The sequence below is a fragment of the Veillonella sp. ZSJB6 genome, from assembly GCF_051549505.1.
Taxonomy (GTDB): Bacteria; Bacillota; Negativicutes; order Veillonellales; family Veillonellaceae; genus Veillonella.
Map to the genome: position 1 here is coordinate 228362 of NZ_JBPUGE010000003.1, position 24937 is coordinate 253298.

Below are 24937 nucleotides of genomic sequence, written 5' to 3' on the forward strand. Positions count from 1 at the left end.
ACACACGTAGTTGACAATTAAAAATACAAGTGCTTTAATTTAGGTAAGTAGTAGTTTGTTATTGTCTTATTAATGGAGGTATACCATGAGTTCTACCGTATCGAAACAAGGTCGCATTACCACCCGTCAGTTAACGATGACAGCACTCTTTGTCGCATTGATTGCCGTAGGTGCTTTTATACGGGTACCATTACCAAATTGTCCATTTACATTACAAATCTTATTTACTACCCTCGCAGGCATTGTACTGGGCAGTCGATTAGGAGCTGCTAGTGTTGGCATTTATATTGTTTTAGGATTAATTGGGGTACCGATTTTTACATCTGGTGGTGGTCCTGGTTACATTTTACAACCTACCTTTGGTTATTTAATTGGCTTTATGGTAGGTGCTTATGCAGTGGGCCGTATTGCAGAGTCTATGGAAACATTGTCCTTTAAACGATTATTAGCAGGATCTATATTAAATTTATTTATCGTGTATGGCCTTGGGATGATTTATTTGTACTTCATTATGAATTTGTACTTAGGTAAACCAATTGGGGTGGAGGCCGTTATTATTACATGCTTCTTAATTCCCGTAGGTCCAGACATCTTCCTTTGTGCTGTTGCTGCATCTCTTGGCAAACGAATTGTTAAAGAGTTACATCGATAATATCGATAATATAGTCCCTATATAATACTATTATATGTTTGCTAAATATATGTTTATTAAAACCGAGGCATTAGGCCTCGGTTTTTTGTTTATATATTTATTTAAGCTTCTTTAAGGCTATCGATTTAAGATTGTTTGTTTAAGGATATACATAACCTAAAATAGGTTCTGCTGATTTTATTTTTGTAATTTCTACGTATGGTTGTTGACGACCGTGGAAATCTCGCGTAGATACTTTGCCTTCGATAGAAACCCATTGTTCATTAGCTAAGCTATCACCATCTGGTTTATAGGCGGTCATGCCAATCGGTGCCACGTCAGCAATGCAGCAGGACATAGCCATACGAGAGATGGTAAACTCATTAGATTTTAGCGTGTTATCATCGCGGTTTACATAACCTGTCATATATACAGTGTAGTCTTTGTATTGGTCTACATTAGATCCAACCTTTACGATGGTTTGATAGAAATTATCTGAATTTAACACGATTTCTTTTTTGTCTTTAGAAATGCCAGGCTCTTTGCTTTCACTATTAACTGTAATAACCTCGCCGATGGCATCATTTGTAAAGTCAAAGTTGTTTGTATCATCATTGATTCGTGCTGCACCTTGAACACCTGTTGTAGGTACAAGGACAGGGGGAACGATGAGTAAAACTACGGGAATAATGATAGGCACGATAGAGCGCCAGTTGTGTTTATAATAGCGCGATGGAGCCCAAATAACCGTAGCCAATCCGCCTAGTATGAGAGCTACACTGCTAATACCTAGCAGTAGTTCATATCGTGGTGCGATATAGTTCAAATAACGACCGGTTACGATTAGGTATACACAGCAGATACCTAAGGTGAGGTAAAGTAAGCCTTTCACAATGGAAAAGCGATCTTTCAGCCCTAATTTCATAGAATCATCTCCTTTTATATTCATGAAGAACTGAAATAGTAATGACTAAACATTAGCTTAAAAAGAATTGAAAACCTAATGCTGCTAAATAGGATATAACAACAATTGTTAAGCCTAGACGAAGAATAAATGATGTAGGCATATATTGTTTTAAAATATATACATTTTTAATATCGAGCATAGGTCCTAAGATAAGGAAACCCATGACTGAGCTCATAGGGAACAGGGTGCTCAAGGATTTGCCTATAATAGCATCTGATGTAGAGCATACAGAGAAGAAGAACGCCAATATTAGCAGAATTGGGATGGCCCACACGTCAGGTAATGTGATGCCGGCATTGATGAGCCAAGGCTTTCCATACACTTGAACTACGGATAGTACACAAGCTGCAATAGAGAAATAGAATAAGAGCTGGGAGAACTCTTTTTCCATATGAATGAGTAACTTTCTTTTATTGATATGTTTACTTTTCGATGCTTCTAAGACGATTTCTTCATAACTTAGGTTCTGTGCCGTTTTAGCTTTCATCATAGACGTAGATGGTGGTATAAAACGGAATGATAAGGCCACCAATAAAGCTACGCCAAGGCCAAGTACGATACGCCATACAGAAATCATTGGATTATCTGGAAAGGCATACCAGGTGGATAGAATGGTAATAGGATTGATGATTGGGCTGGCGAGCATAAATAGGAGGGCCACAGATAATGGTACACCTCTATCTGTAAGTGCTTTAAATAATGGAATAATAGCACAGTCGCAAACTGGTAAGGCTAAGCCACTAACCATGGCGGCACCATAGCTCTTCCAAGAGTGATCTCCTAATAGTTTTAGCAGTATTCTTTGTGGAACGAAATAGCGAATGACTGTTGAACCAATGGTTCCTAATAATAGGAACGGGATAGCCTCGATAATGAGCCCTGTAATGATGGCAAAGCATTGGTGGATGGAGTAAGGAATATCATGACGGAATGCAGTGACTAATAGTATGTAGGCTGTAATGCCGATAACTAATAGATTTGGTATGAGACCCCACGTAGAATTGCGGCATAATTCTGCTACCTTTTCTGGCGCAGGCGCTGTTACAATCTTGGCGTCACTGTTATAGGTCCGTAATAAGGCGTGATGTGTATCGGTTTCTGTGATGATACAATCGGCACTATATAATTGGCTTGTTACATCATTACCTAAACCAGGCAAAATGGATGCGACGAATTGGTCTGTACAAAGATATAATACCTTTTCGATTTGTAATAGATGGCGTAGCTTATCACTATATAGCAAGGCTTCTAGTTGGTGAAAGCTGATCATACCGTTCCATTCAATCCATATTTCTTTAGGCTTTACCTTGTCGACATAGCTTGCGATTTCATCAGCTATAGAACTATATGTATCAGGTTCATTAGGTGTAATTGCACTAAGCTTATCAGGATTGAGTTGTAATCCTTCTTTGATGAGCGATACAGCACCTTCTTCGGCGCTGATACATGCCGTGCCGCCCAGCTTTTTACGATGTTGTAGTTGTTCATTTATGAAAGTACTTTTACCAGAACCGATGAATCCGGTAACGATATAAACAGGTATCATGATTGACACACTTCGTTATGTACCATTGGCACATTAAAATCTGTACCAATAACAACTAAGCTATAGTCCGTGGACTCACTAGGGGATAGGGAACAGTAATGGGTACCGTATTGCAACTCATGAGGTCCTTCGACGGTCGGTACAATCCCTTTAGCACGGAGTACGGTATCTGGCATACCTTCTAAGATAGTTTTCCACTGTAATAGAGTGAGTGTACGCAAGTCTTTGAATGTATGGCTCATAAATAGATGCTCATCATGTAAGGAATTGTCATCATGACAATGATAGAGACGTTTGATATAGTCTCGTAACGCAATGGTGCTCCATGCTTCTTCATGAATTGGAGTATTTGGTGCTAACTCGTGAATCATACGTTTTGTAATGCTTGTTTGTTGGATATCTTCGGTATGACTTAAGAAGATGGCATCACTATTTGTGATTTGATCCTTAAAGAAGAGACCAAAGTTTTTGATAAACATAGGTGCTTGCATGGCATCTACGGTGGTTACCGATGCATGAACATAGGCGGATTTTGCAATCTCTTCATCCTCGCATGTATGGATGATTTCGCTTAATTTGCTGACTCCTGATGGTTCAATATAGATGGTATCTACATCGTAATTTTGCAGAATGTCGAGCAGTGCTTGTTGGAAATTTCCTTGTAAGCTACAGCAAATACAGCCAGATGTAACTTCACGAATGGTAGCCCCTGTTTTTGCAAGATTTGCTGCATCGAGGCTGGTTTCACCAAAATCATTTTCTATAATTAAAATTTTATCTGTAGATTTATGTTCTTTTAGTATGTGTTGTAAAAATGTTGTTTTTCCAGACCCTAGAAATCCGGATATGATAACAATAGGGATCATACGTACCTCCTGAGTAATGTAAACACAGTATACACCTATAGGATAACACAGAAAATACACCCTAGGGTATATGCATAGTTATGAAAGTACTATTTTTCTTAAAATTCTCATTAAATATATTGGTTATATACCTTATATGAGTATAGTGACAGATGTATTTAATATTCATAATTGATTGTGAAAAGTGTTGTATATATTGATTTACGTATATATGAAGAGATACTCCTCTATGAATAAATATTAATTTCAAATTTTGGGAGAAGAATATAAAAAAATCCCTCCTATAGAAGACTCAGTCGAGGGAGAGTTGACTGAACTCCTTATAGGAGGGTGAGAAGAGAATTCGTTATATAAATCTCTAATTAGATTACCTTTAGTATATCAAATTATACATAAAGTATATAGTCATTATTTACTGTTTTATGTTTATTGTAACTTAGCTAATAAAGCTTTTAGATATACATATACATTTTCAACAGATGGTAAATGAACGCGTTCCATTGGTGTATGTGGGCTTACGATAGTAGGACCAAAGCTGATCATTTGTGTATTTGGTAGTACACCTTTTAACAAGCCACATTCAAGACCGGCATGAATAGCATTGACATTAGCTGGTGTATCAAACATTTCGTTATGTAAGGAAATAGCTTGCTCTTCAAGTTTTGATCCTTTGTCATATTCCCATGCTGGATAGCCACCAGTGCGTTCTGCAGATACGCCAAGTGTTTTTGCAAGAAGAAGCATTTTCTTTGCTAAGAATTCAAGGCTGTTACTGTTAGAACTACGAATAGAGATGAGTACTTCAATAGTATGTTCATTTTCGCGTACGATTGCGATGTTGTCAGAAGTTTCTACAAGATTTGGGATAGATTTGCTTACAGAATGAACACCATCTTGTGCAAGATAGATGTAAGTAATGAGGGCTTCTGTTGTATCATCCGCATAGACTACATCAGGTGTTGCGACATCTTCTACGACAAATTTAAGACCTGGATCTTGGATACCATACTCATGGAGATATTGTTTCTCTTGATATTCAATTAAAGTTTTGATGGCTTCTACATCTTCAGCGCGTACGGATAATGTAGCTACTGCTTTAGAAGGAATGGCATTATGTTTTACACCGCCTTCAAAGGATGCTAAGCATACAGGATATTGTTGTTGAATGTCATAGAGTACGCGTGTTAATACTTGGTTAGCATTAGCACGTTGTTCGCAGATTTCGATACCAGAGTGACCGCCTTTAAGGCCTGTTACGGTAAGGGATAAGCCTGCATCATAACCAGGTTGGTTATTTTCTCGCAATAAAGGAATATTTACGTGAACGTGGCAACCACCAGCACAGCTAACAGTAAAATCGTGTTCTACTTCTGTATCGAGGTTGAGTAAGTAATCACCACTTACTTGGCCTTCTTTAATAGCGAAAGCGCCATCCATACCAGTTTCTTCATTAGTAGTGAACAATAATTGCATAGGGCCGTGTTGTTGGCTATCATCCTCAAGGATAGCAAGCATCATCGCGCCACCCATACCGTTATCCGCACCTAATGTAGTGTGGTCTGCATGCATCCATTCGCCTTCGATGATGTTGGCAATTGGGTCTTTAGTGAAGTCATGGTTAGAGTCGTGATCACGAACACATACCATGTCGATATGACCTTGTAGGATAATAGAAGGTCTATTTTCATAACCTGGGGATGCAGGTTTTTTGATGACTACATTATATTGGTCGTCTTGATGAACCTCTAAACCTAAGTTTTTAGCGAAGTTTACGATATAGTCGCTAATGCCTTTTTCGTTGCCAGATTCACGAGGAATTTGGCTCATTTCTTTAAATATTTCTAATACGCGTTTTGCTTGAACGATTGATTCCATAATGGTTCCTTTCATTCTGATGTAAATAATAGATATATATATTGGTTGATTACACTGAATACGTAGTAATTTTATTAGTATACGAATTAATACTAATAATTGTATTTGTTTCAGTGATAACTTTCATCGACATATATATGGAATATATAAATAATTAGTATATATATAGTTATATCACAAGAATGATTATTAGGATAGTTAATGCAAGCATTAGCACATGTAGAGACTAGCTATATAGGAATAATAATGTATAATGAGGTTATACGATTAACGATTTTACAAATCCATTAGATTTTAGAAGGTTGGTGAACCGATGCAACACGACAGTCGCAATATTAGTATGCTTATGGATTTTTATGAGATGACCATGGCACACGGCTATTTTACGCAACATGAAAACACGGATCGCGTCGCGTTTGATGTATTCTTCAGACGCAATCCAGACAAGGGTGGCTTTGCCATTTTTGGTGGTCTTGAACAAATCGTTGAGTACATTTTGAATCTACACTTTGATGAACGTGATATTGATTTTTTACGGGCTCAAGGTATCTTTAGTGAGGAGTTTTTAAACTATCTAAAAGATTTCTCATTCACTGGTGATGTATATGCATTCCCAGAGGGTTCGATTATTTATCCCAATGAACCGGTTATTACTATCGTAGCACCTCTCATAGATGCACAAATCGTAGAAACTGCAGTGCTAACTATGATGAATCATCAGTCCCTTATCGCTACTAAGGCCAATCGTATCGTTCGTGCCGCAGATGGTCGTATTGTAGCCGATTTTGGCGCACGTCGAGCTCACAATGTGGATGCCGCTGTATATGGTGCGAGAGCAGCCTATATCGGTGGGGTGCAGTCTACGGCAACTGTTTTAGCAGGCCAACAATTTGGCATCCCTGTGAGTGGTACTATGGCTCATAGTTGGGTTATGTATCATGATTCAGAATACGAAGCTTTTAAAGCTTACGCTGAAGTCTATCCAGATGGAGCTGTATTCCTCGTTGATACCTATGATGTTCTAAACTCTGGTGTACCTAATGCAATTAAAGTAGCTAAAGATGTATTAGAACCTATGGGAAAACGTTTAAAAGGGATTCGCCTTGATTCTGGTGACCTGGCGTACTTAGCTAAAAAAGCACGCCGCATGCTTGATAAAGCAGGCTTAGAAGATTGTAAAATTATGGCTTCCAACAGCCTTGATGAATATACGATTACATCCTTGTTAATCCAAGGCGGGCCTATCGATATCTTCGGGGTAGGTGAAAGACTGATTACCTCTAAGAGCGATCCTGTATTTGGTGCAGTTTACAAGATTGCTGGGGTTGAAAAAAATGGCGTATGGGAGCCTCGTATTAAGATTTCCGAATCTGTTGAAAAGATTACGAACCCAGGCTTTAAAAAGGTGTACCGCGTGTACAATGAGAAAGGTCGTGCCATTGCAGATTTATTAACATTGTTAGAAGAGGTACCAGATACAACCGAACCATATCGTTATATTGATCCAGAACAACCGTGGCGTGAATTGTACTTTGAAAACTGTACTTTCAAAGAAATGAAACAACTCATTATTAAGGATGGAAAATTACTAGTAGAATTACCAACCTTAGATGAGCTTCGTCAATATGTTAAAGACCAATTAGAAACTGAAATTTGGCCTGAAGAACAACGTTTTGAAAATCCACATCGTCATTACCTTGATATGAGTCCAGGATACTATCAAATGAAAATGGATTTATTAAATCGTATTTTCCGGAAAAAATAGGAGGGCTTATGTTAGATAATCCACAAGCAACAAAAGAGGCTCTCATTCAATGGATTCGAGATTATTTTAACCAAAATGGACCTAGTTGCAGCGCTGTAGTAGGCATTTCAGGGGGTAAGGACTCCACAATCGTGGCAGCCCTTTGTAAAGAAGCCCTTGGGGCAGAACGCGTAGTGGGAGTGCTCATGCCAAACGGCATTCAATCCGATATCGATGATGCTAAGACCGTTGTCAATCACTTAGGTATTTCTCATATTATTGTTAATATAGGAGCTGCTTACGAAGCTTTAACAAATGCTATTATTCAAGGCGAAGGGTATGAAGTTGTAACGGGTAGAAATGATTTATCTCGAGATGCAGCTATAAATACACCACCGCGCCTTCGGATGGCAACCTTATATGCTGTTGGTCAAAACTTACCAAATGGTGCACGTGTGGCCAATACATGTAACGGCTCTGAAGATTATGTAGGGTACTCTACAAAATATGGCGATAGTGCAGGGGATTTTAGTCCTCTCGCCAATCTTGTTGTAGAAGAGGTGCGTCAAATTGGTCGACTCCTAGATATTCCTAAATATCTTGTAGATAAGACACCTAGTGATGGTCTCAGTGGTCAATCTGATGAAGATAAATTAGGTTTTACCTATGCAGTTCTAGATCGCTATATTAGAACCGGTCAGATTGATGATTTAGAAACAAAAGAACGTATTGATCATTTGAACCGTATTAATAAGCATAAATTAGAATTGATGCCTTCCTTTCAGCCCCAACGTTGATTAACAAATGATTCACTATTTTATGTATTTTATGATGGAGGTAATATGGAGACAAAAATAGCTTTGATTGGTACGGGTGGTACGATTGCTGGACAAGGCGCATCCGATACAGATTTGACTGGCTATACTGCAGGTGTGTTGGGTCTCAATGAAATCCTAGATTCTGTACCTGGCACAGAACCATATGGTCCATATATATATACTCAGTTTAGTAATATTGAAAGTTCCGATATTACTGTCCAGCATTGGTTGGATTTAGCCAAGTTAGTACAAAAATTAGTTGATCAAGAGGATATCGGTGGTGTTGTTATCACTCATGGTACAGATAGTATGGAAGAAACAGCCTATTTCCTTAATCTTACTGTTCATACAGATAAGCCTATCGTTATTACTGGATCTATGCGACCTGCTGGGGCAATCAGTGCAGATGGTCCGATTAATCTATTACAAGCGATTCAAGTGGCGAGAACGCCAGAGTCTGTAGGTAAAGGTGTACTTGTTGTTCTAAATGGCTATATTGATGGAGCACGCGATGTTTCTAAGCGGAATACAACGAATGTAGCAACCTTCGATAGCCCATTAGTAGGTCATCTTGGCATTGTACAAGATGGAGTGGCTCATTATTATAAAGCCTCTACTCGTCGTCATACGAAAGAATCTGTCTTTGATGTACATGATTTAAAAGAATTGCCTCGTGTAGTCATTTTGACTTGCTATGGTGGTATGGATGACATGGTACCAATGAGTGTAGTGGCGACTAACCCTGATGGGCTCATTTTGACAGGGTTAGGGCATGGTACAATTCCTCAAAATGTACGTCAAATAACACAAAATACAGCCTTTCCAACTGTACGCGCCTCTCGTACAGGCAGTGGCATGGTGTCTTCCGTACCACAAGATGCACTAGCAGGCTATCTTGTAAGTGATACATTGAGTCCACAAAAAGCTCGTATTTTATTGATGCTTGGCCTTACTAAAACTAAAAACCTTAAAAAGTTACAACAGTTCTTCTATGAGTATTAATTAGAAAAATAAAAAAAAGATTTGAGAAAAACTCTCAAATCTTAATTTGATATTCATTTTCAAATATTATACTGTGTGTAACAGTTTTATATGCAATGAACCGCACATCCCGATCGCCTAGGATGTGCGGTTTTTATTTCGCCTAGGATGTGTGTGTTTATTCGGCGCCAATAGCATTTTCTAAGGCTCGTTGTATACCTATATAAACAGCCTTAGCTAATGTATCCCCGAATAGGGAGAAGGAGCCTGCATCTGTTAACACATCGCCATTAGTATCGATGGTGAGAATCACACCATCTGTAGAGGTACCGGTGGCAGAAGTCTTGCGCTCTTTTGTTATTGCATCAGGAATATCTTCGTTGATAAATGGATAGAGTCGTACACTTTCAACACCCCAATCTTGAAGGGCTGCTGTTTTAGCCTCTGTAATTGTCATGATGGCTTTCACCATAGCACTATCTGTTAAGGCCTTATTTGTAAAGACAAGAATGTTGATGGTACCAGGTACTATGAAACTGCCATCTCGCTCTTCGTAGCAATAGCCTGTGCCTGCACGATGGGCTGTTTTTTCATAGCCTGCAGTAACGATAGTTTCCACAATCGTATCATGTTCTTCGACCTTAGCGTATGCGTGAAGGTTCATTGTGGCAGATGTGAGCAGTGCTGTACTAAAATGAACGGGCGTATCGATATGCTCAAACTCTTGTGCTAAGTAATTAGCTACCGAGCCACCTGGTAAATCTTTTTCTGTTTCGATTTGGTAGGTTAATTGTTGATTTCGTACGGCTAACGTATGGTGATACCCACCATTGAGTTGACCACTAGATAAGGCATAATGGATGTCGTCAAAGTGTACTGTAACGGAATTTAATTCTTTCGTTACATGACCTCCTGTTGCAAGCTCTTGTGGTGCTTCATATGGATTGTTAAACATATAAGTCTCCCTAGATTTAGATTGTTATATATGTAATATAACGATATAATAACTTTACTATATCGTGTAAAATATATTTATTAAATTATAGCATATATGTTTATGATGACTATATTAATAGATGTGATCAATTATTTATAAAGTTATATTATTGGAGGTTTAATATGGGCAATATTCTTTATTCTGCATCAGAAATATTGTTTAAAGATGCTAATGTATTGGTTCAATTTCGAGATTGGTTCTTTTCTCAAGCAGGCAATATATTATTAGCTCTTATTATATTTTGGGTAGGTCGTTATGCTATTAAATGGGTGAAAACCTTTGCTGTCCGTATTATGACTAAGGCCTCTTATGACTCTGCTGCGATGAGCTTTATTACGCAGATTATCAATTATGCATTGCTAGTAGGTCTAATATTGATTTGCTTAAATCAAATTGGTGTTCCTACTACATCCTTTGTAGCTGCCTTTGGTGCATTTGGTTTAGGTATTGGTTTGGCCTTACAAAACAACTTATCTAACTTGGCATCAGGCTTATTAATTCTTATCTTTAAGCCTTTTAGAGCAGGTCATGTTATTCAAGTTGGAGATACTGTAGGTAGTGTTAAGTCTATTCAATTTATGTATACTATTATCACTACTAAAGATCAAAAAAATGTGTATATACCAAACTCTATCCTTACCTCCCAAGCCATAACTAATATTGCTTATACCCACGAAAGGGTTATCCCGTTCGTCTTTGATATTGGTTATAACAATAATCATCATGAAGCAATTAAAATCTTAAAAAATATTTTTGCTGCTGATAAACGTGTACTCAATCCTAAAAATATGGAAATTGGTATTTCTGAATTTGGCGATAACTCTGTACGCATTGCTGCCTATGCACGCGTTAAGTCGAAAGACTTCTTAGATGTGCAATATGGAATTATGTCTGATGTAAAAGATGCGTTCGATAAATATGGTATCGACATTCCATATCCTCAACGTGTTGTATATCTTCAAAATGTAGATAACTCTACTGGTGAAATTAAGGGAACTAAGAAAAAGGCAAGTGGAACGGATGTTGCCATTGATGATAACCCTGAAAGTTAATATGTGATACAGAAAGTGAGATATATGATATCTTTAACAACTAATGTTTGTATAGTTTGGAAACGACTTATTTTGATGATAGCCTGTATAGGCGCTATTATTTTCGGTACTAGTGTTTCTCATGCGGCGTATATTGCGCCGCCATCTACGATAGGTGAGGCTGTTGTTCTCATTGATGCGGATACAAAAGAAATCCTATTTGCAAAGAATCCTGATAAGTGGATGCATCCTGCGAGTACTACGAAAATGGTTACCTTGTTAACAGCTCTAGAACTCAAAGGTACACAACTTGATGAACTGGCGACTATTAGTAGTTATGCCACTAGTATGGAGGAATCCAATCTGGGGGTTCGTGTTGGTGATCAAATTACCTTGGAAGGCGTTCTTGAAGGCATGATGGTTGCCAGCGGTAATGATGCGGCCGTTGTAGTAGCAGAAAATGTAAGTGGTTCTGTACAGAACTTTGCAAAGGACATGAATCGCGTTGCTGCAAAAGCAGGGGCAAAAAATAGTGTATTTTTAAATCCTCATGGTTTGACACAAATGGGCCATCACTCTACGGCTCGTGACTTGGCGATGATTGCAGCGTATGGTATGAAATACCAAATGTTCCGCGATAAAGTAGCCAATGATTATTATAAGGTGCCTTATCAAAACCGTACGCCAGAAACAATTCGCACTACAAACCATTTCATTCGCAATAAATATCCCGGTGCTAATGGTTTAAAAACTGGCTTTACGAATGCTGCAGGAGAATGCTTGATTGCATCGGCTACCCGTAATGGTCATACTATGATTGTGGTCATGCTTAACGATGATAACCGTTGGGATGAAGCAGTACAATTCCTTGATTACGGCTTTAAACTTCGTGGAGTTATTTAGGGGAACTATTGTGTAATGGGGGATATATGAGTTCATTCTTTGCCTTTTTAAAACGGATGCGCTTTATCAATCGATGGAGTCTCATGCGTAATACAGAAATTGAAAATATTCAAGAGCATAGCCTCGAAGTAGCGATGGTAGCTCACAATTTAGCAGCTCTCAAAAATGAATACTTTGGTGGTAATGTGGACATTAATAAGGTAGCGGTCATTGCCATGTATCATGAGGTGAGTGAAATCTTTACAGGCGACATGCCAACACCGATTAAATATTTTGATCCAAAACTTCGTGAACTGTACGGTGAAGTTGAAACATTAGCACAAGAGAAAATGTTATCTACCTTGCCAGAACGATTACAAGCTGTTTATAAGCCTTTCATAGTAGATGCAGAGGATAATCCTGAGTGGCCTATCGTTAAGGCGGCAGATACAATTTCGGCCTATATGAAATGTGTAAACGAACTCAAGGCAGGGAATGATGAGTTTAAAGAAGCACATGACTCCATTTTGGCTAAACTGAAAGCACTCAACATGCCAGAAGTAGATATGTTCCTTGAAACCTATATGCCTGCTCTTGGTAAAAGCTTGGATGAGCTAAATTACTACGAAATCAAATAATGATTAAAAAAGAGACGACCAGCGGTCGTCTCTTTTTATTCTATAAAAATAGCCATAACATCTTAATAGACGTCACAGCCATTTTACATCTCAAATACAAATTATAATATCTATTTTTCTTCAATAATATTTTGGTTTCTCATTAATATTTTCTTCCCACGCCATGAGAATGCCCGGTGCCCATATTTAGCTTTGAACTCTTTGTTTGTAAGCATTTCTAGTTCATTAATATCGATGTGTGGTTCGATTTGTTGGAACTCGGGAATTGGTGTTGTGGGAATACCTTGATTATGAGGGCACACCTCTTGGCATACATCGCAGCCAAATACTAATGGGGTTTTAGCGATAATATGTTGTTCTTGGTCGGTGAGTTCTCCTTTTTTCTGGGTTAAGTAGCTTTTACAAGTATCATATTTGAATTCTTCGTGCCCTAAGCATTGACCTAGACAAGCGGTAATACAACGATTACAACCCATGCAAGATTGTTCAAGTGGTGTGTTCGGCTCAAATTCTAAGGTAGTTAAAATTGTTCCTATCATAACATAGGATCCCCATTTAGGACTGATAAAACAATTGTTTTTGCCGTAGAAACCAAGGCCCGCTAAGTATGCCATGTAACGGTCTGCCAAGGGAGAGGTGTCACAATGTATAGAAAACTGAGCTGGAGTATTTATTTTTTGTAATTTTTCAATAAGTTTTTCTAAATATTCATTAATGACCAGGTGATAATCTGTGACCCATGTATAGCGGGACAGATTGGATGGACCATTATGTTCTACGTAGTATGGAAAGAGACAGACAATAGCACTTTTAGGTGTGAACTCAGTTGTTCCTAGTAGTCGTTCCTCCACATCTGCAGCTGTAAATGGACAGGGATTAGTTTCGTACAAAATGGTTTTTGCATTTTCAGGTAGAGGCCAAGGGGCAATCCCAAATTCATAAATATGTAATTCTTTGCAAAATTCCTGTAAATTTATATCTTTCATCATAGATTTAGTGGCGAATAATTGGTAAAATAAAAGTATAAGAAACGTGAGGAATTCTATAGATTCCTGCTAAGTTTGTAGTTCGGTGATATCTGTATTTTTGTGGTTATCATCCAGTTCTGTTAGTATTAGTATACCATTGAGAGGACAGATTATGTTAGCATTTATGAAAGTATTACAACCGAAGACGGTGGAAGAGGCTTATGAATTAGCCACAAAAAACAAAACTGCCCCAATGCTAGCTGGCGGCTGCTGGTTGCGTTTAGGTCGGCGCACATGGCCTGCAGTGATTGATATGGCTAGTCTTGACTTGCGTTATGTTCGCGAAGAGGATAACGAATTTGTCATTGGTGCTATGGCAACGCAAGGCGATGTGGAACGTTTTGAGCCATTACAACAATTCTGTGGTGGTGCTGTTGTTAAAGGTGTTAAAGAAATTCTTGGCATTCAATTCCGGAACACTGCTACTATGGGTGGATCTGTAGCAAGCCGCTTCGGCTTCTCCGACATTATTCCTGCATTAATGGCAGTACATGCAGACATCGTTACTTTTAAAGGCGGTCGCATGTCCATACATGACTATATGAAATACAGAGAACGTGATATCCTCGTGGAAATTCGTATCCCTAAAGTAGAGGTACCTGTAGCTGTAGAGGCTCTTCGCATCTCTCGTGGTGACTTCCCCGTGTTGACAGGTGCTCTTCGCCGTGATGACAAAGGCGTTGAAGTGTACATCGGTACAAGACCAGGCGTGCCTCAATTAGCAGAAAAAGCAAGTGCTCTGCTTTCAGAAAAAGGATTGTCTGCAGCAAAAGAAGCCGGTCAATTAGCATCTGAAGAGTTAGTTTACCAATCTAACTCTCATGCGTCCAAAGAATATCGTATGGAAATGGTAAAAGCTATGGTTCAACGCTTGGCTAAGGAGGTGGCACAATAATGGAACTCGTACTTAATATTAATAATAAAAATGTAACTGTTAATGTGCCAACTGATGAAATGTTGTTGGATACATTGCGTAATCTCGGTTACTATAGCGTACGTTGTGGCTGTGACACAACAAACTGTGGCCTTTGCACTGTATGGGTAGATGACGAAATTATCTTGTCTTGTGCATATCCTACATTCCGTGCGCCAGGTCATAAAATCACTACATTAGAAGGCTTGCAAGAAGAGGCTGAATTATTAGCGGCTTGTATTGCTAGCGAAGGCGCTGACCAATGCGGCTTCTGTACAACTGGCATGATGATGAGTGCTATCAACTTGAAACGTAAAAATCCAAAGGCTAGTGATGATGAGATTCGTGAATACCTCATCGGTAACTTGTGCCGTTGTACTGGCTATGAATCACAACTTCGAGGGGTTCGTAAATTCTTAGAAGGAGGCCTAAAATAATGAATAAGCACATTGGTAAATCTTATGACAAGGTTGACTCTAAAGGTATTTTGACGGGTAAACCGTCTTATACTGGCGATTTTGTTCCAAAAGATGCGCTCGTTATTAAGGTTCTTCGTAGTCCTCATGCACAGGCGCGCATTAAATCAATCGATACATCTAAAGCTAAATTGATTCCTGGCGTAGAAGCGATCTTTACACATGAAGATGTGCCTAATACTCGTTTTACATTGGCTGGTCAAACCTATCCAGAGCCATCTGCTTATGATGCGCTTATTTTAGACCCTGTAGTTCGCTATGTAGGCGATGAAGTGGCTCTTGTTGTTGCAAAAGATGAAGCTACAGCACTTAAAGCGATGCCTCTTATCAAGGTTGAATACGAAGTACAAAAACCTGTGCTCGATATGCATACGGCTATCGACCATGAAACTGTAGTCCACCCTGAAGATGATATTCATAATAATATCCCTGTAGGTCAAGATTATAAACGCAATATTTGCGTATCTTATCATAAACGAGTAGGCGATATTGAAGCTGAACTTGCAAAATGTGATTATGTAGTAGATGGTACTTACTTTGACCAGGCTACACGCCAAACAGCGATGGAACCATTCCAAAGTTATGGTTACATTGATGCATTGGGCCGCGTAGTTATCGTATCTTCTACACAAATTGTATTCCATGTACGCCGTCATATTGCGCGTGCATTAGGAATTCCGGCTACAAAGGTTCGCGTAATCAAACCTCGTATCGGCGGTGGATTCGGTTCTAAACAAACGGCTTGCACAGAAATTATGACAGCTTTTGTGGCGTGGACATTGAAGAAACCTTGCTATCTCTTATACGATCGCACGGAAGCACAGACTTGCTCCACTACACGTCATGCTCGTGAATGGAAAATCCGTGTAGGTGCTACAAAAGATGGAATTATCAAAGTAATTGATATGGACTCCATTACTGATGCAGGTGCTCATGCAACTCACTGTTTCACTACTACTACAGCTGGTGAGCATAAGTCCATTCCTTTATACAATAAAGCGACAGCTGTCCACTACGGTACAGAAGGCGTATACATGAACCATACACCAGGCGGTGCATTCCGTGGGTATGGTGCTACAGAAGCGTTATGGCCATTAGAGTGTGCTGTTAATAATTTGGCGGATAAAATGGGCGTTGACCCTGCTGAATTGCGTCAAAAGAACTTGATTGCTCAAGGTGAACAAAGCTTGGTATACGCTCCGGATGAATATCTTGACTCTGGTCTATTCCAAGATACAGTAAACCGCGTAAAAGAAATGGCTCGTTGGGATGAGCGTCCTCACTCTTGGGATATTGACGAACGTTATCGCGGTGGCCTTGGCATGGCATTAGCATTACAAGGTTCTGGTGTTGCTAACATTGACGTAGCATCTGTAGAAATTCGTCTTGGCGATGATGGTAACTACACATTGTATACGGGCTCTTCCGATATGGGCATGGGTGCTAATACTGTATTGACTCAAATGGCTTGTGAAATCATTGGCTGTCCTATGGAATACATGACTGTTGTTGAATCCGATACAGACATCGTACCATTTGATCCAGGTTCCTATGCATCTAGTACAACATACGTAACTGGTACGGCGGCGAAAATGGCTGCTGAAGAATTACGCACTAAGATTATTGCTAAGTTCGCTCAATTCTTCGATACAGATGTAGAAAACATCGACTTTGATGGCGTTGTAGCTACCACAAAAGATGGTTCTCAAACTATGGATATCCATCAATTAGCTCCAAAATTATTGGTAGGCGTTAATGCAGAACAATTGTCTGGTTTCGCTACATGGGGCAGTCATACGTCCCCACCTCCATTCATGGCAACTATTGCAGAGGTAAAAGTAGACAAACAAACTGGCAAGGTTATTCCGCTTCATACATACTCCTGCATCGATTGCGGTACTGTTATCAATCCTAAATTGGCTCGCGTTCAAGTTGAAGGCGGCGTAGTACAAGCTATCGGCATGGCGTTATATGAAGATGTACGCTATTCTAATAATGGTCGCTTAGAGACTAATAATCTTATGACTTATAAAATTCCAACCCGTCAAGATATCGGTGAGTTACATGTAGACTTTGTAGAGTCTTATGAACCAACAGGCGGATTTGGTGCCAAATCTATTGGTGAAGTTGTTATTAATACGGCTAGTCCAGCTATTCAACATGCTATTAAAAATGCAGTTGGTGCGGACGTTCGTACATTACCTATGACACCTGAGAAGGTATTTATGGCTATGGACGAGAAATATAAAGTATAGAGATTTCTATTTACTTTTCCTTTCTAAGGAGGCCTGGTTTTATGACATCACAAACATCCTATTGGAATCGATTGATTCAGCCGGGAATCGTGGCCCTTGTTGGGGCAGGCGGTAAAACGACTGTGCTTTCAAAATTAGTAGAATATGGAAGGCTGAAAGGTCAGCCCATCGTAGTTACGACTACGACTCGACTCTATGAATCTCAAGTAGCTCATTATGAACCGATTTATACTCGAAATATTAATGAAGCTGATGAATATTGTACTGATCGTATTTTGCGTGGATATTGTGGTGCGTGGTTCTCTGGTATTACAGGAACAAAAGTGGACTCCTTAGATTGTGATTTTATTGATGGTTTGGCAAAGTTGCATCCGAACTGGCAAATTGTAGTGGAAGCAGATGGGGCAAAGGAAAAATGGCTTAAGGCTCCTAAGTCGACTGAGCCAGTCATCCCATCTCTCACAAAGACTACGATTGGTCTTGTGAATTTACAAATGTTAGGCGCGCCGCTTGATGATGAGCACGTACATAATATCGAGCTCGTTCAAGATATTGTGAAGCGCGATATGGGTGCCATTGTAACGCCACGTATGTTGGCTGATCTTGTGCTCCATAAACAAGGTTTATTCCAATACAGTAAAGGTAAAAAAATTCTGTTCTGTACTGGTTATGAAACGGTGCAACATCGTATCATTGATGATTTTATTGATCATATTGTAGATAGCGACATTTCCGCTATCATCTTAGCTGATGGATACAAAGCAAGTTGTGAAATCCGTCGCATTATTCAATGTCGGTAGGTACTCATGACTTATGTGAAAGCAAAATCTAATACCGCTTTCAGTCCCATGAAAGACCCCATAGACCGTCGTCCTTTGCATATTGGCATTGTCCTCCTCGTAGGAGGTCAATCCAAGCGCATGGGATGTAATAAGCAGCTTTTGCCTTGGCGTGGTAAAACTGTTTTAGATGCGGTTTGTGGGGCTCTTCATTGTGGATGGAATGATTCGGTAGGACCTACTGAATCCTGTAAACTACCTTTTGTAGCGGTTACTGGTGATGATCATGAAAGATTAGAACCTATAGTTACGAGCTATGGGTTTGAAGTGGTTCAGAATGAACATCCTAATCGTGGACAAGGCCTGTCCATAGCGATAGGAGTACGTCACTTGGTAGAAAATTCACCGATACCGCTAGACGGCATTCTTTGTTCTGTAGGGGATCAACCACTATTGACTGGGAATGTTGTACATCAGGTTATTAGTGCATTTAGTGATAACTTTCATTCGAAAACTATCGTCGTCCCGCATTATGGGGCGAATTATCAGTCGGGAAATCCTGTTTTATTTGGTTCACATTGGTTTGAATCATTGCAACATATTCAAGGGGATCAAGGTGGTAAAACTATCATTCGCGGTAGTGGTAAAGACCATGTTATCAAATTATGGATTCGTGACGATATTGGTGACGATATCGACACACCCGATGATTTTGAGCGTTTGAAACATCGTGAAAGTGAGGCATTATGAAACCATTAGTGCTCATGCGCGGAGGCGGAGATATCGCTTCTGGCGCTGTATATAGATTGAAACGGGCGGGCTATCCCGTGGTTATTAGCGAAATTGCCATTCCTACCATGATTCGCCGCGAAGTATGTTACGGCAATGCCGTTCATCGTGGAGAAATGATTTTGGAACGCTTTGTAGCCCGTCATGTAGCCCTTAGTGAAGTGAAAGATACTTTGGCACAAGGTATTATTCCTGTTGTGACTAGTTCATATGAAGAGTTACTAGATACATTGAAGCCAGCTATTGTTGTAGATGGTATTTTAAGTAAGAAGAATCTTGGTACCAAACGTGATGATGCAGATCTCGTCATTGGTGTGGGGCCTGGATTTACCGCAGGGCATGATGTGGATGTTGTTATTGAAACCATGCGCGGTCACTACTTAGGTCGTTGCATCTATGATGGTTCTGCTCAACCGAATACCGGCATTCCTGGTAATGTGGGTGGCTATACTCACGAACGTGTCATTCATTCTCCAAAGGCTGGTCTATTTACGGCAAAGCGTCATATTGGTGATTCTGTACAGGCCAATGAGGTCATTGGTTATGTAGATGAAGAGCCAGTGCGGGCAAAAATTACAGGTATTCTTAGAGGCATTCTAAAGAGTGGACTCATCGTATCGGACCATTTTAAATTGGCCGATGTTGATGCTCGTTGTGAAGAGTCTCATTGTTATAGTATTTCAGATAAATCCCTAGCTGTTGGTGGCGGCGTATTAGAGGCTGTTACTGCATGGGATTATGAAAGGAATCTAGATGGAAACAATCTATGATGTAATGAAAGACCGTCTACAGGTTACTGAAACTACCTTGATGGTTACTGTTTTATCTGGCCCTCGTCAAGGGGATAAGACTGTGTATGCTGAAGATGGTAGCGTGCTATATGGTACAGCTATTGAAGGCTTTACAGTAGACAAGGCAAAACTTAATTCTCTATGTATGGTAGGCGAAATAGAATGTTTCGTACAACCGGTAGAAAATGATCCGTCCGTTCTCGTATTGGGCGCTGGTCATGTGAGCCGAGCGATTACAGATTTATTATTATTCATTGGATGTCGTGTCACTGTTGTAGATGACCGACCAGAATATGTAGTCCCTGAATTCTTTGATGAACGTGTTACACGTAAATGCTTGCCGTTAGAAAACTTCAAGAACGATTTACCTCTTGATGAGTATAATGGTTTTATCATTGTAACGCGTGCTCATGAGTATGATAATGTATGCTTAGAACAATTGCGCGATTATTTGCCAACCTATATGGGTGTTATGGGCAGTCAAAAGCGCATTCATTATGCATTTGAAGTATTGCGTGAACAAGGTTGGACGCAAGAAGAATTAGATATGGTATATGCACCAATTGGTTTAGACTTAGGTGCACAAACTCCTGAGGAGATTGCATTATCTATTGTTAGTGAATATTTGGCAGTGGTGCGTGGTAAAAAAGGCGGCTCATTGCGGAAAGGTAGAGTGAGCCATGAATCGTGAGTTTATTGAATATCTTAGTGAACGTAAAAACGAAACATTAGCTGTTGCTACTATTTTGTATACTCGTGGATCTACACCACGTAAAGCAGGTACTTCTATGGTTGTATTCCCTGATGGCTCCATCTTTGGCACTATCGGTGGTGGTCGTGCTGAAAATGAAATTCGTCTAAGCGCTGTTGATTCATTGAATAAAAAAGAAGCACATCGTCGTATCGAAGTTCTTTTAGATGACGATGTAGCTGTAAAAGAAGGTATGGTTTGCGGCGGTCAAATGGATGTGTGGATTGAAACACAAAATATCTAAGGTTTCAAGCAAATTTCATTGAAATGCATATATATGATATCTGTATTTATAAATTAATATAGGTTAATATGACAAAAATCTCATGGAGGAGATGTTTCTAAATTTACAGTACTTTCAAAATGAGTTAAAATATAAGGTACAGTCAAAGGTTTGGCTGTACCTTATTATTTTGTATAAGGAGCTATTTTATGCATATTGACGCACTTATACATACCTTTAGGCTTCTTGATATTGCTGATATCTTAATCGTTGCCGTAGGTATTTATTACTTATATAAATTGCTTAAAGATACACGGGCCGTTGCTCTTTTAAAGGGTCTCGTTATGCTAGCAATTCTAAATTTATTGAGTCATTTGCTGAATCTATATGTTATCAATTGGATTTTGCAACAAAGTATGACCGTTCTTCTTTTCGCATTACCTGTAGTATTCCAACCAGAATTGCGTCGTGCGTTAGAACAATTGGGCCGTGGTCGAATTTTCAGTAAGGCGCAGAATGTCAACGAAGAGGAAATGGATATGGCTATCAATGAAGTGATGGCGGCGGCTCGCGTTATGTCTCGTGAGCATACGGGGGCACTTATCGTTTTTGAACGTGAAGTGGGCCTCAATGACTTCGTTGATACAGGCATTTTAATTGATGCTGTGTTGAGCCGTGAACTAATTAAAAATATTTTCGTTCCTAGTACACCACTTCATGATGGGGCACTGATCATCCGAGATGGCCGTATTCGTGCAGCGGGGTGTTTGTTGCCACTAACTGAGGACCGTACATTGAGTACTGAACTTGGTACGCGTCACCGTGCAGCCATCGGTTTGTCTGAACAAACTGATGCTGTCGTTGTTGTAGTCAGTGAGGAAACGGGGACAATTTCCTACGCCTATGGCGGTCATATTTATCGCCATTTACCGGAAGATCAAATTAAAGAAGCGTTGCGTACATTTATGGAACGCCCTCGTCAAACCATTACTGGTATGTGGAAATGGGGGGCAAAAAAATGATGATACATTTGAAACGCAATTGGCCAGCTAAGTTGTTATCATTGCTAGCGGCTATCGTCATGTGGTTCTTTATCATGCGAGATCAGAACCCTGTGATGGAGGTAACCTATACAGTACCTGTTCAAGTCCAAAATCTTGATTCACATTATATTATAGAAGATGCACCTGATGTAGCACGCATTGTCCTTTCGGGCCCTCGAGATATGATTATGTCTATAAAGGCAGATAATCTTCGTGCATATATTGATGCATCTGGTGTGAAACCAGGTCAAAATAATGTAACCATTGGATTTACACCGCCAGCGGGGATGAGCCTTGTTGAGGTTAAGCCTGAAACTATAACAATTAATGTAGACGAATATGCAGAGCGGAAAATACCGGTTGAGATTGTACCAATTGGTAAGTTCTCCGACGATGTCGCTCTCAAGTCAGTAACCATTGTACCGAAAGAGGTAACTGTATCTGGACGTAAACAGCTTGTTAACGCCGTAAATAAGGTTGTTATGAAGGTCAATATCGCTGGTCAAACCAAGAACTTTAGTGCTGTTAGTACGTTAGAAGCCTGGGATATATCTGGTAATGTATTAGATGTACACATCAATCCGAGCCAAGGTCAAGCGCAATATGAACTAAACTTATTGCGTAAAGATAAAGCCGTTCCTATTACAGTACCAACGGTGGGAACGATAGCTGATGGGTATGAGGTTAAGTCTATATCCGTTACACCGACCCAATTGACTGTGACTGGTCGAGAAGAAATGATTGACTCCGTTTCAGAAATTCAAACAGAACCAATTGATCTTACCGGTGCAACGAAGGGCATTCAAGGTAATTACAACTTAGTATTACCAAGCGGTGTCAATAGTAATGTTACAACGGTACATGTTAAGGTAGATATACAAAAGAAAACTACGTAGTTCATGAGATTAAAGAGGTAATAGTAATTTCCAAAATTGTTATTACTAAAAACCTAAATTAAAAATAAGACCCTAATAGAGGATAAGATTAAACTCTATTAGGGTCTATTTTAATGCTTTATGGGGATACTCTGTTTATTATGTATTAGCTTTTACCGTAATATTGTATAATAGTATTGTATGACCAATTTCTAGTAGGTTAAATTTGAAGGATTTAGGTCAAATAAGAAAGAAATTTGCTAACCTAAAAGGATAGCTTAAATAAGGAAAGATATGATTAGAATAATAAATCTCCGCGTGGCCGTTACGGTCAAGTCGGATATAAAGGATATTGTAGAAAAGAAATATCCCCAATTGCGAGGCGCTATTGAAACGATTCACGTTGTACGACGCGCTGTAGATGCTCGTAAAAAACCGAATATTGTATTTGTGTATACCTTGTTTGTTGAGGTTCATAAGGAAGCTCAAATCATGAAAAAACTAGGTAAACAAAAGGATGTATCTGTATTTACTCCAGAGGATCCAGAACCTATTGTTTATGGTAATGTGCCTTTAGCACATCGCCCTGTAGTGATGGGCTTTGGTCCGGCTGGGATGCTAGCTGCCTTTTATTTAGCTCGTGAAGGGTACCGTCCAATCGTTTTTGAACGAGGTCAAGACGTTGATACTCGTAGCCAAGATGTAGAAACGTTTTGGAAAGAGGGCGTATTCAAGCCTGAATCTAACGTACAATTTGGCGAGGGTGGTGCAGGTACCTTCTCTGATGGTAAACTGACAACCCGCGTTACACATCCAAGATTGCATGAAATCTCCAAATATTTTGTAGAGTTCGGCGCTCCAGAAGAAATCTTGTATAAACATAAACCTCATGTAGGTACAGATAAGTTGCGTACCATGGTAAAAGCTATGCGTGAACGCATCATCAAATGGGGTGGTGAAGTTCGCTTTGGTGCTAAGATTACCGATTTATTTATTGAAAATAACCGCATCGTAGGTGTTGAAGTTAATGGTAGCGAGCGCATTGATACCACAGTTGTCTTATCTGGTGTAGGTCATAGTGCACGTGATACGTATGAAATGCTGCATAAACGAAATGTAGAAATGACAGCAAAACCATTTGCTATCGGTGTTCGTATCGAACATGATCAAGCTGTAATCGATGAGTCCCAATATGGTGTAGAACCGTCTAGCTTGGGCCTTGGAGCCGCAGAATATTCTCTTGTGTACCACGATAAAGAAACAGGCCGTACAGCGTATAGCTTCTGTATGTGCCCAGGTGGTCAAGTTGTAGCATCAGCGTCCGAAAATGGGGGCGTTGTTGTTAATGGCATGAGTTTATATGCTCGTGATAGCGGTGTTGCGAATAGTGCTATCGTAGTTAATGTAGGGCCTGATGACTTTGGTAATCATCCTCTGGATGGTGTAGCATTCCAACGTGAATGGGAGCGTAAAGCTTATGAATTAGGTGGCTCTAACTTTCATGCACCAGCTCAGACCGTAGGTCAGTTTTTGGGACTTTCACAAGCAACAGGTGTACAAGATAGCACATATAGCTATGAACCAGGTGTAGTAAATTGCGATTTACATGATTGCTTGCCACCATTCGTAACGTCCGTGCTAGAACGGGCATTGCCGTATTGGGGACGACGTATTCATGGATTTGATGATCCTTCGGTATGTATGACTGGTGTTGAAACACGCACCTCTGCGCCGCTTCGTATGGGGCGTAATGAAGAACGTATTTCTCCAACTGTAGGTGGATTTTATCCTATGGGGGAAGGTGCAGGCTATGCTGGAGGTATTATGAGTGCAGCCCTTGATGGGGCAGAAACTGCCATTATATGCATGGCAAAATATGCAAAACCTAACTAGTTAGTAGTAGAATGTATGGTAAAGTAAACTACAGTATAGGTTCATTTTGGTACTGTAAAATAGTATATCTGTATACTATATATATGTGTGGTGTATATATTGTGATATAATACACAACAGTAAATATATGAGGACTTGTGATTTT

General features: G+C 39.6%; 24 protein-coding genes. 18 read left to right on the forward strand and 6 right to left on the reverse strand.

Annotated features, from left to right (window positions below; translation table 11 throughout):
* Nucleotides 1-85: 85 nt before the first annotated feature.
* A complete protein-coding gene (locus tag ACSV5T_RS05550; protein ID WP_024066798.1) occupies nucleotides 86-652 on the forward strand; it encodes a biotin transporter BioY in 567 nt (188 codons plus the stop codon).
* Nucleotides 653-791: 139 nt separating this feature from the next.
* On the opposite strand, the gene ACSV5T_RS05555 is transcribed toward ACSV5T_RS05550, so the two are convergent.
* From ACSV5T_RS05555 to ACSV5T_RS05570, 4 genes are all read right to left on the reverse strand, one after another.
* Nucleotides 792-1556, reverse strand: a complete 765-nt coding sequence (locus ACSV5T_RS05555; RefSeq protein ID WP_119206548.1) for a TIGR03943 family putative permease subunit — start codon at nucleotides 1554-1556, stop codon at nucleotides 792-794.
* 52 nt (nucleotides 1557-1608) lie between these two features.
* Nucleotides 1609-3144 carry a permease gene (locus tag ACSV5T_RS05560; protein WP_303931552.1) on the reverse strand — a complete coding sequence of 512 codons (1536 nt, stop codon included), beginning with the start codon at nucleotides 3142-3144 and terminating at the stop codon, nucleotides 1609-1611.
* Complete coding sequence (locus tag ACSV5T_RS05565) at nucleotides 3141-4010, reverse strand: CobW family GTP-binding protein (RefSeq protein WP_303931551.1); 870 nt, start codon at nucleotides 4008-4010, stop codon at nucleotides 3141-3143. The genes ACSV5T_RS05560 and ACSV5T_RS05565 overlap by 4 nt, the downstream gene beginning before the upstream one ends.
* 426 nt (nucleotides 4011-4436) lie before the next feature.
* On the reverse strand, nucleotides 4437-5885 hold the full coding sequence (locus ACSV5T_RS05570) for an aminoacyl-histidine dipeptidase (RefSeq protein WP_295793778.1): 1449 nt from the start codon (nucleotides 5883-5885) through the stop codon (nucleotides 4437-4439).
* Nucleotides 5886-6198: 313 nt separating this feature from the next.
* On the opposite strand from ACSV5T_RS05570, the gene ACSV5T_RS05575 reads away from it, so the two are divergent.
* The 3 genes from ACSV5T_RS05575 to ACSV5T_RS05585 are packed head-to-tail and all read left to right on the forward strand — an operon-like array spanning nucleotide 6199 to nucleotide 9449.
* Complete coding sequence (locus ACSV5T_RS05575) at nucleotides 6199-7650, forward strand: nicotinate phosphoribosyltransferase (protein WP_296008406.1); 1452 nt, start codon at nucleotides 6199-6201, stop codon at nucleotides 7648-7650.
* A gap of 8 nt (nucleotides 7651-7658) precedes the next feature.
* A complete protein-coding gene (gene nadE / locus ACSV5T_RS05580) occupies nucleotides 7659-8426 on the forward strand; it encodes an NAD(+) synthase (RefSeq protein WP_438320481.1) in 768 nt (255 codons plus the stop codon).
* A gap of 45 nt (nucleotides 8427-8471) precedes the next feature.
* On the forward strand, nucleotides 8472-9449 hold the full coding sequence (locus tag ACSV5T_RS05585) for an asparaginase (RefSeq protein WP_438320482.1): 978 nt from the start codon (nucleotides 8472-8474) through the stop codon (nucleotides 9447-9449).
* A 157-nt stretch (nucleotides 9450-9606) separates the two neighbouring features.
* Here ACSV5T_RS05585 and ACSV5T_RS05590 read toward each other — a convergent pair whose 3' ends face one another.
* Entirely contained in the window at nucleotides 9607-10383 is a 777-nt protein-coding gene (locus ACSV5T_RS05590) for an adenosylcobinamide amidohydrolase (RefSeq protein ID WP_438320483.1), read from the reverse strand.
* Nucleotides 10384-10547: 164 nt separating this feature from the next.
* On the opposite strand from ACSV5T_RS05590, the gene ACSV5T_RS05595 reads away from it, so the two are divergent.
* From ACSV5T_RS05595 to yfbR, 3 genes are read left to right on the forward strand one after another with little or no spacing between them, the layout of a single operon-like run.
* Nucleotides 10548-11477 (forward strand): mechanosensitive ion channel family protein, encoded by a 930-nt coding sequence (locus ACSV5T_RS05595; protein ID WP_438320484.1) that lies wholly within the window; start codon nucleotides 10548-10550, stop codon nucleotides 11475-11477.
* Nucleotides 11478-11501: 24 nt separating this feature from the next.
* A complete protein-coding gene (locus ACSV5T_RS05600; protein WP_295793768.1) occupies nucleotides 11502-12359 on the forward strand; it encodes a D-alanyl-D-alanine carboxypeptidase family protein in 858 nt (285 codons plus the stop codon).
* A 26-nt stretch (nucleotides 12360-12385) separates the two neighbouring features.
* On the forward strand, nucleotides 12386-12976 hold the full coding sequence (yfbR, locus tag ACSV5T_RS05605) for a 5'-deoxynucleotidase (RefSeq protein WP_213467631.1): 591 nt from the start codon (nucleotides 12386-12388) through the stop codon (nucleotides 12974-12976).
* Nucleotides 12977-13086: 110 nt separating this feature from the next.
* Here yfbR and ACSV5T_RS05610 read toward each other — a convergent pair whose 3' ends face one another.
* Nucleotides 13087-13962, reverse strand: a complete 876-nt coding sequence (locus ACSV5T_RS05610; RefSeq protein WP_438320518.1) for an epoxyqueuosine reductase — start codon at nucleotides 13960-13962, stop codon at nucleotides 13087-13089.
* A gap of 154 nt (nucleotides 13963-14116) precedes the next feature.
* Between ACSV5T_RS05610 and ACSV5T_RS05615 the strand changes: the two genes are divergently transcribed.
* The 11 genes from ACSV5T_RS05615 to ACSV5T_RS05665 all read left to right on the forward strand — a co-directional run bounded on the left by ACSV5T_RS05615 (nucleotide 14117) and on the right by ACSV5T_RS05665 (nucleotide 24792).
* Nucleotides 14117-14899, forward strand: a complete 783-nt coding sequence (locus ACSV5T_RS05615; protein ID WP_438320485.1) for an FAD binding domain-containing protein — start codon at nucleotides 14117-14119, stop codon at nucleotides 14897-14899.
* Nucleotides 14899-15354, forward strand: a complete 456-nt coding sequence (locus ACSV5T_RS05620) for a (2Fe-2S)-binding protein (RefSeq protein ID WP_024065760.1) — start codon at nucleotides 14899-14901, stop codon at nucleotides 15352-15354. Before ACSV5T_RS05615 ends, ACSV5T_RS05620 begins: the two co-directional genes overlap by 1 nt.
* A complete protein-coding gene (locus ACSV5T_RS05625; RefSeq protein ID WP_285365215.1) occupies nucleotides 15354-17648 on the forward strand; it encodes a xanthine dehydrogenase family protein molybdopterin-binding subunit in 2295 nt (764 codons plus the stop codon). The genes ACSV5T_RS05620 and ACSV5T_RS05625 overlap by 1 nt, the downstream gene beginning before the upstream one ends.
* 41 nt (nucleotides 17649-17689) lie before the next feature.
* The gene (yqeC, locus tag ACSV5T_RS05630; protein WP_105094665.1) at nucleotides 17690-18448 is read left to right on the forward strand and encodes a selenium cofactor biosynthesis protein YqeC; all 759 of its coding nucleotides are present in this window, start codon (nucleotides 17690-17692) and stop codon (nucleotides 18446-18448) included.
* A 6-nt stretch (nucleotides 18449-18454) separates the two neighbouring features.
* Complete coding sequence (locus ACSV5T_RS05635) at nucleotides 18455-19177, forward strand: nucleotidyltransferase family protein (protein ID WP_438320486.1); 723 nt, start codon at nucleotides 18455-18457, stop codon at nucleotides 19175-19177.
* Complete coding sequence (gene yqeB / locus ACSV5T_RS05640; protein ID WP_438320487.1) at nucleotides 19174-19986, forward strand: selenium-dependent molybdenum cofactor biosynthesis protein YqeB; 813 nt, start codon at nucleotides 19174-19176, stop codon at nucleotides 19984-19986. The genes ACSV5T_RS05635 and yqeB overlap by 4 nt, the downstream gene beginning before the upstream one ends.
* Nucleotides 19970-20698, forward strand: a complete 729-nt coding sequence (locus ACSV5T_RS05645; RefSeq protein ID WP_308511411.1) for an XdhC family protein — start codon at nucleotides 19970-19972, stop codon at nucleotides 20696-20698. The genes yqeB and ACSV5T_RS05645 overlap by 17 nt, the downstream gene beginning before the upstream one ends.
* Nucleotides 20688-21002, forward strand: coding sequence for an XdhC family protein (locus tag ACSV5T_RS05650; protein WP_438320488.1), 315 nt, complete (start codon nucleotides 20688-20690; stop codon nucleotides 21000-21002). The genes ACSV5T_RS05645 and ACSV5T_RS05650 overlap by 11 nt, the downstream gene beginning before the upstream one ends.
* A 188-nt stretch (nucleotides 21003-21190) precedes the next feature.
* Entirely contained in the window at nucleotides 21191-22003 is an 813-nt protein-coding gene (gene cdaA, locus ACSV5T_RS05655) for a diadenylate cyclase CdaA (protein WP_105085212.1), read from the forward strand.
* Nucleotides 22000-22920: a CdaR family protein gene (locus ACSV5T_RS05660; protein ID WP_438320489.1), complete on the forward strand. Its 921-nt coding sequence runs from the start codon at nucleotides 22000-22002 to the stop codon at nucleotides 22918-22920. The genes cdaA and ACSV5T_RS05660 overlap by 4 nt, the downstream gene beginning before the upstream one ends.
* 273 nt (nucleotides 22921-23193) lie before the next feature.
* Entirely contained in the window at nucleotides 23194-24792 is a 1599-nt protein-coding gene (locus ACSV5T_RS05665) for an NAD(P)/FAD-dependent oxidoreductase (RefSeq protein ID WP_438320490.1), read from the forward strand.
* Nucleotides 24793-24937: the final 145 nt, after the last annotated feature.

Excerpts from the sequence above, each read along its gene's own strand:
- ACSV5T_RS05595 (WP_438320484.1), top strand. The coding sequence starts at position 10,548 with ATGGGCAATATTCTTTATTCTGCATCAGAAATATTGTTTAAAGATGCT.
- yfbR (WP_213467631.1), top strand. The coding sequence starts at position 12,386 with ATGAGTTCATTCTTTGCCTTTTTAAAACGGATGCGCTTTATCAATCGA.
- ACSV5T_RS05560 (WP_303931552.1), bottom strand. The coding sequence starts at position 3,144 with ATGATACCTGTTTATATCGTTACCGGATTCATCGGTTCTGGTAAAAGT.
- ACSV5T_RS05645 (WP_308511411.1), top strand. The coding sequence starts at position 19,970 with ATGGAAACAATCTATGATGTAATGAAAGACCGTCTACAGGTTACTGAA.
- ACSV5T_RS05565 (WP_303931551.1), bottom strand. The coding sequence starts at position 4,010 with ATGATCCCTATTGTTATCATATCCGGATTTCTAGGGTCTGGAAAAACA.
- yqeC (WP_105094665.1), top strand. The coding sequence starts at position 17,690 with ATGACATCACAAACATCCTATTGGAATCGATTGATTCAGCCGGGAATC.
- ACSV5T_RS05665 (WP_438320490.1), top strand. The coding sequence starts at position 23,194 with ATGATTAGAATAATAAATCTCCGCGTGGCCGTTACGGTCAAGTCGGAT.
- ACSV5T_RS05635 (WP_438320486.1), top strand. The coding sequence starts at position 18,455 with ATGACTTATGTGAAAGCAAAATCTAATACCGCTTTCAGTCCCATGAAA.
- ACSV5T_RS05555 (WP_119206548.1), bottom strand. The coding sequence starts at position 1,556 with ATGAAATTAGGGCTGAAAGATCGCTTTTCCATTGTGAAAGGCTTACTT.
- ACSV5T_RS05575 (WP_296008406.1), top strand. The coding sequence starts at position 6,199 with ATGCAACACGACAGTCGCAATATTAGTATGCTTATGGATTTTTATGAG.
- ACSV5T_RS05570 (WP_295793778.1), bottom strand. The coding sequence starts at position 5,885 with ATGGAATCAATCGTTCAAGCAAAACGCGTATTAGAAATATTTAAAGAA.
- ACSV5T_RS05590 (WP_438320483.1), bottom strand. The coding sequence starts at position 10,383 with ATGTTTAACAATCCATATGAAGCACCACAAGAGCTTGCAACAGGAGGT.
- ACSV5T_RS05625 (WP_285365215.1), top strand. The coding sequence starts at position 15,354 with ATGAATAAGCACATTGGTAAATCTTATGACAAGGTTGACTCTAAAGGT.
- ACSV5T_RS05585 (WP_438320482.1), top strand. The coding sequence starts at position 8,472 with ATGGAGACAAAAATAGCTTTGATTGGTACGGGTGGTACGATTGCTGGA.
- ACSV5T_RS05610 (WP_438320518.1), bottom strand. The coding sequence starts at position 13,962 with ATGAAAGATATAAATTTACAGGAATTTTGCAAAGAATTACATATTTAT.
- ACSV5T_RS05660 (WP_438320489.1), top strand. The coding sequence starts at position 22,000 with ATGATGATACATTTGAAACGCAATTGGCCAGCTAAGTTGTTATCATTG.
- ACSV5T_RS05615 (WP_438320485.1), top strand. The coding sequence starts at position 14,117 with ATGTTAGCATTTATGAAAGTATTACAACCGAAGACGGTGGAAGAGGCT.
- ACSV5T_RS05550 (WP_024066798.1), top strand. The coding sequence starts at position 86 with ATGAGTTCTACCGTATCGAAACAAGGTCGCATTACCACCCGTCAGTTA.
- nadE (WP_438320481.1), top strand. The coding sequence starts at position 7,659 with ATGTTAGATAATCCACAAGCAACAAAAGAGGCTCTCATTCAATGGATT.
- cdaA (WP_105085212.1), top strand. The coding sequence starts at position 21,191 with ATGCATATTGACGCACTTATACATACCTTTAGGCTTCTTGATATTGCT.
- yqeB (WP_438320487.1), top strand. The coding sequence starts at position 19,174 with ATGAAACCATTAGTGCTCATGCGCGGAGGCGGAGATATCGCTTCTGGC.
- ACSV5T_RS05650 (WP_438320488.1), top strand. The coding sequence starts at position 20,688 with ATGAATCGTGAGTTTATTGAATATCTTAGTGAACGTAAAAACGAAACA.
- ACSV5T_RS05600 (WP_295793768.1), top strand. The coding sequence starts at position 11,502 with ATGATATCTTTAACAACTAATGTTTGTATAGTTTGGAAACGACTTATT.
- ACSV5T_RS05620 (WP_024065760.1), top strand. The coding sequence starts at position 14,899 with ATGGAACTCGTACTTAATATTAATAATAAAAATGTAACTGTTAATGTG.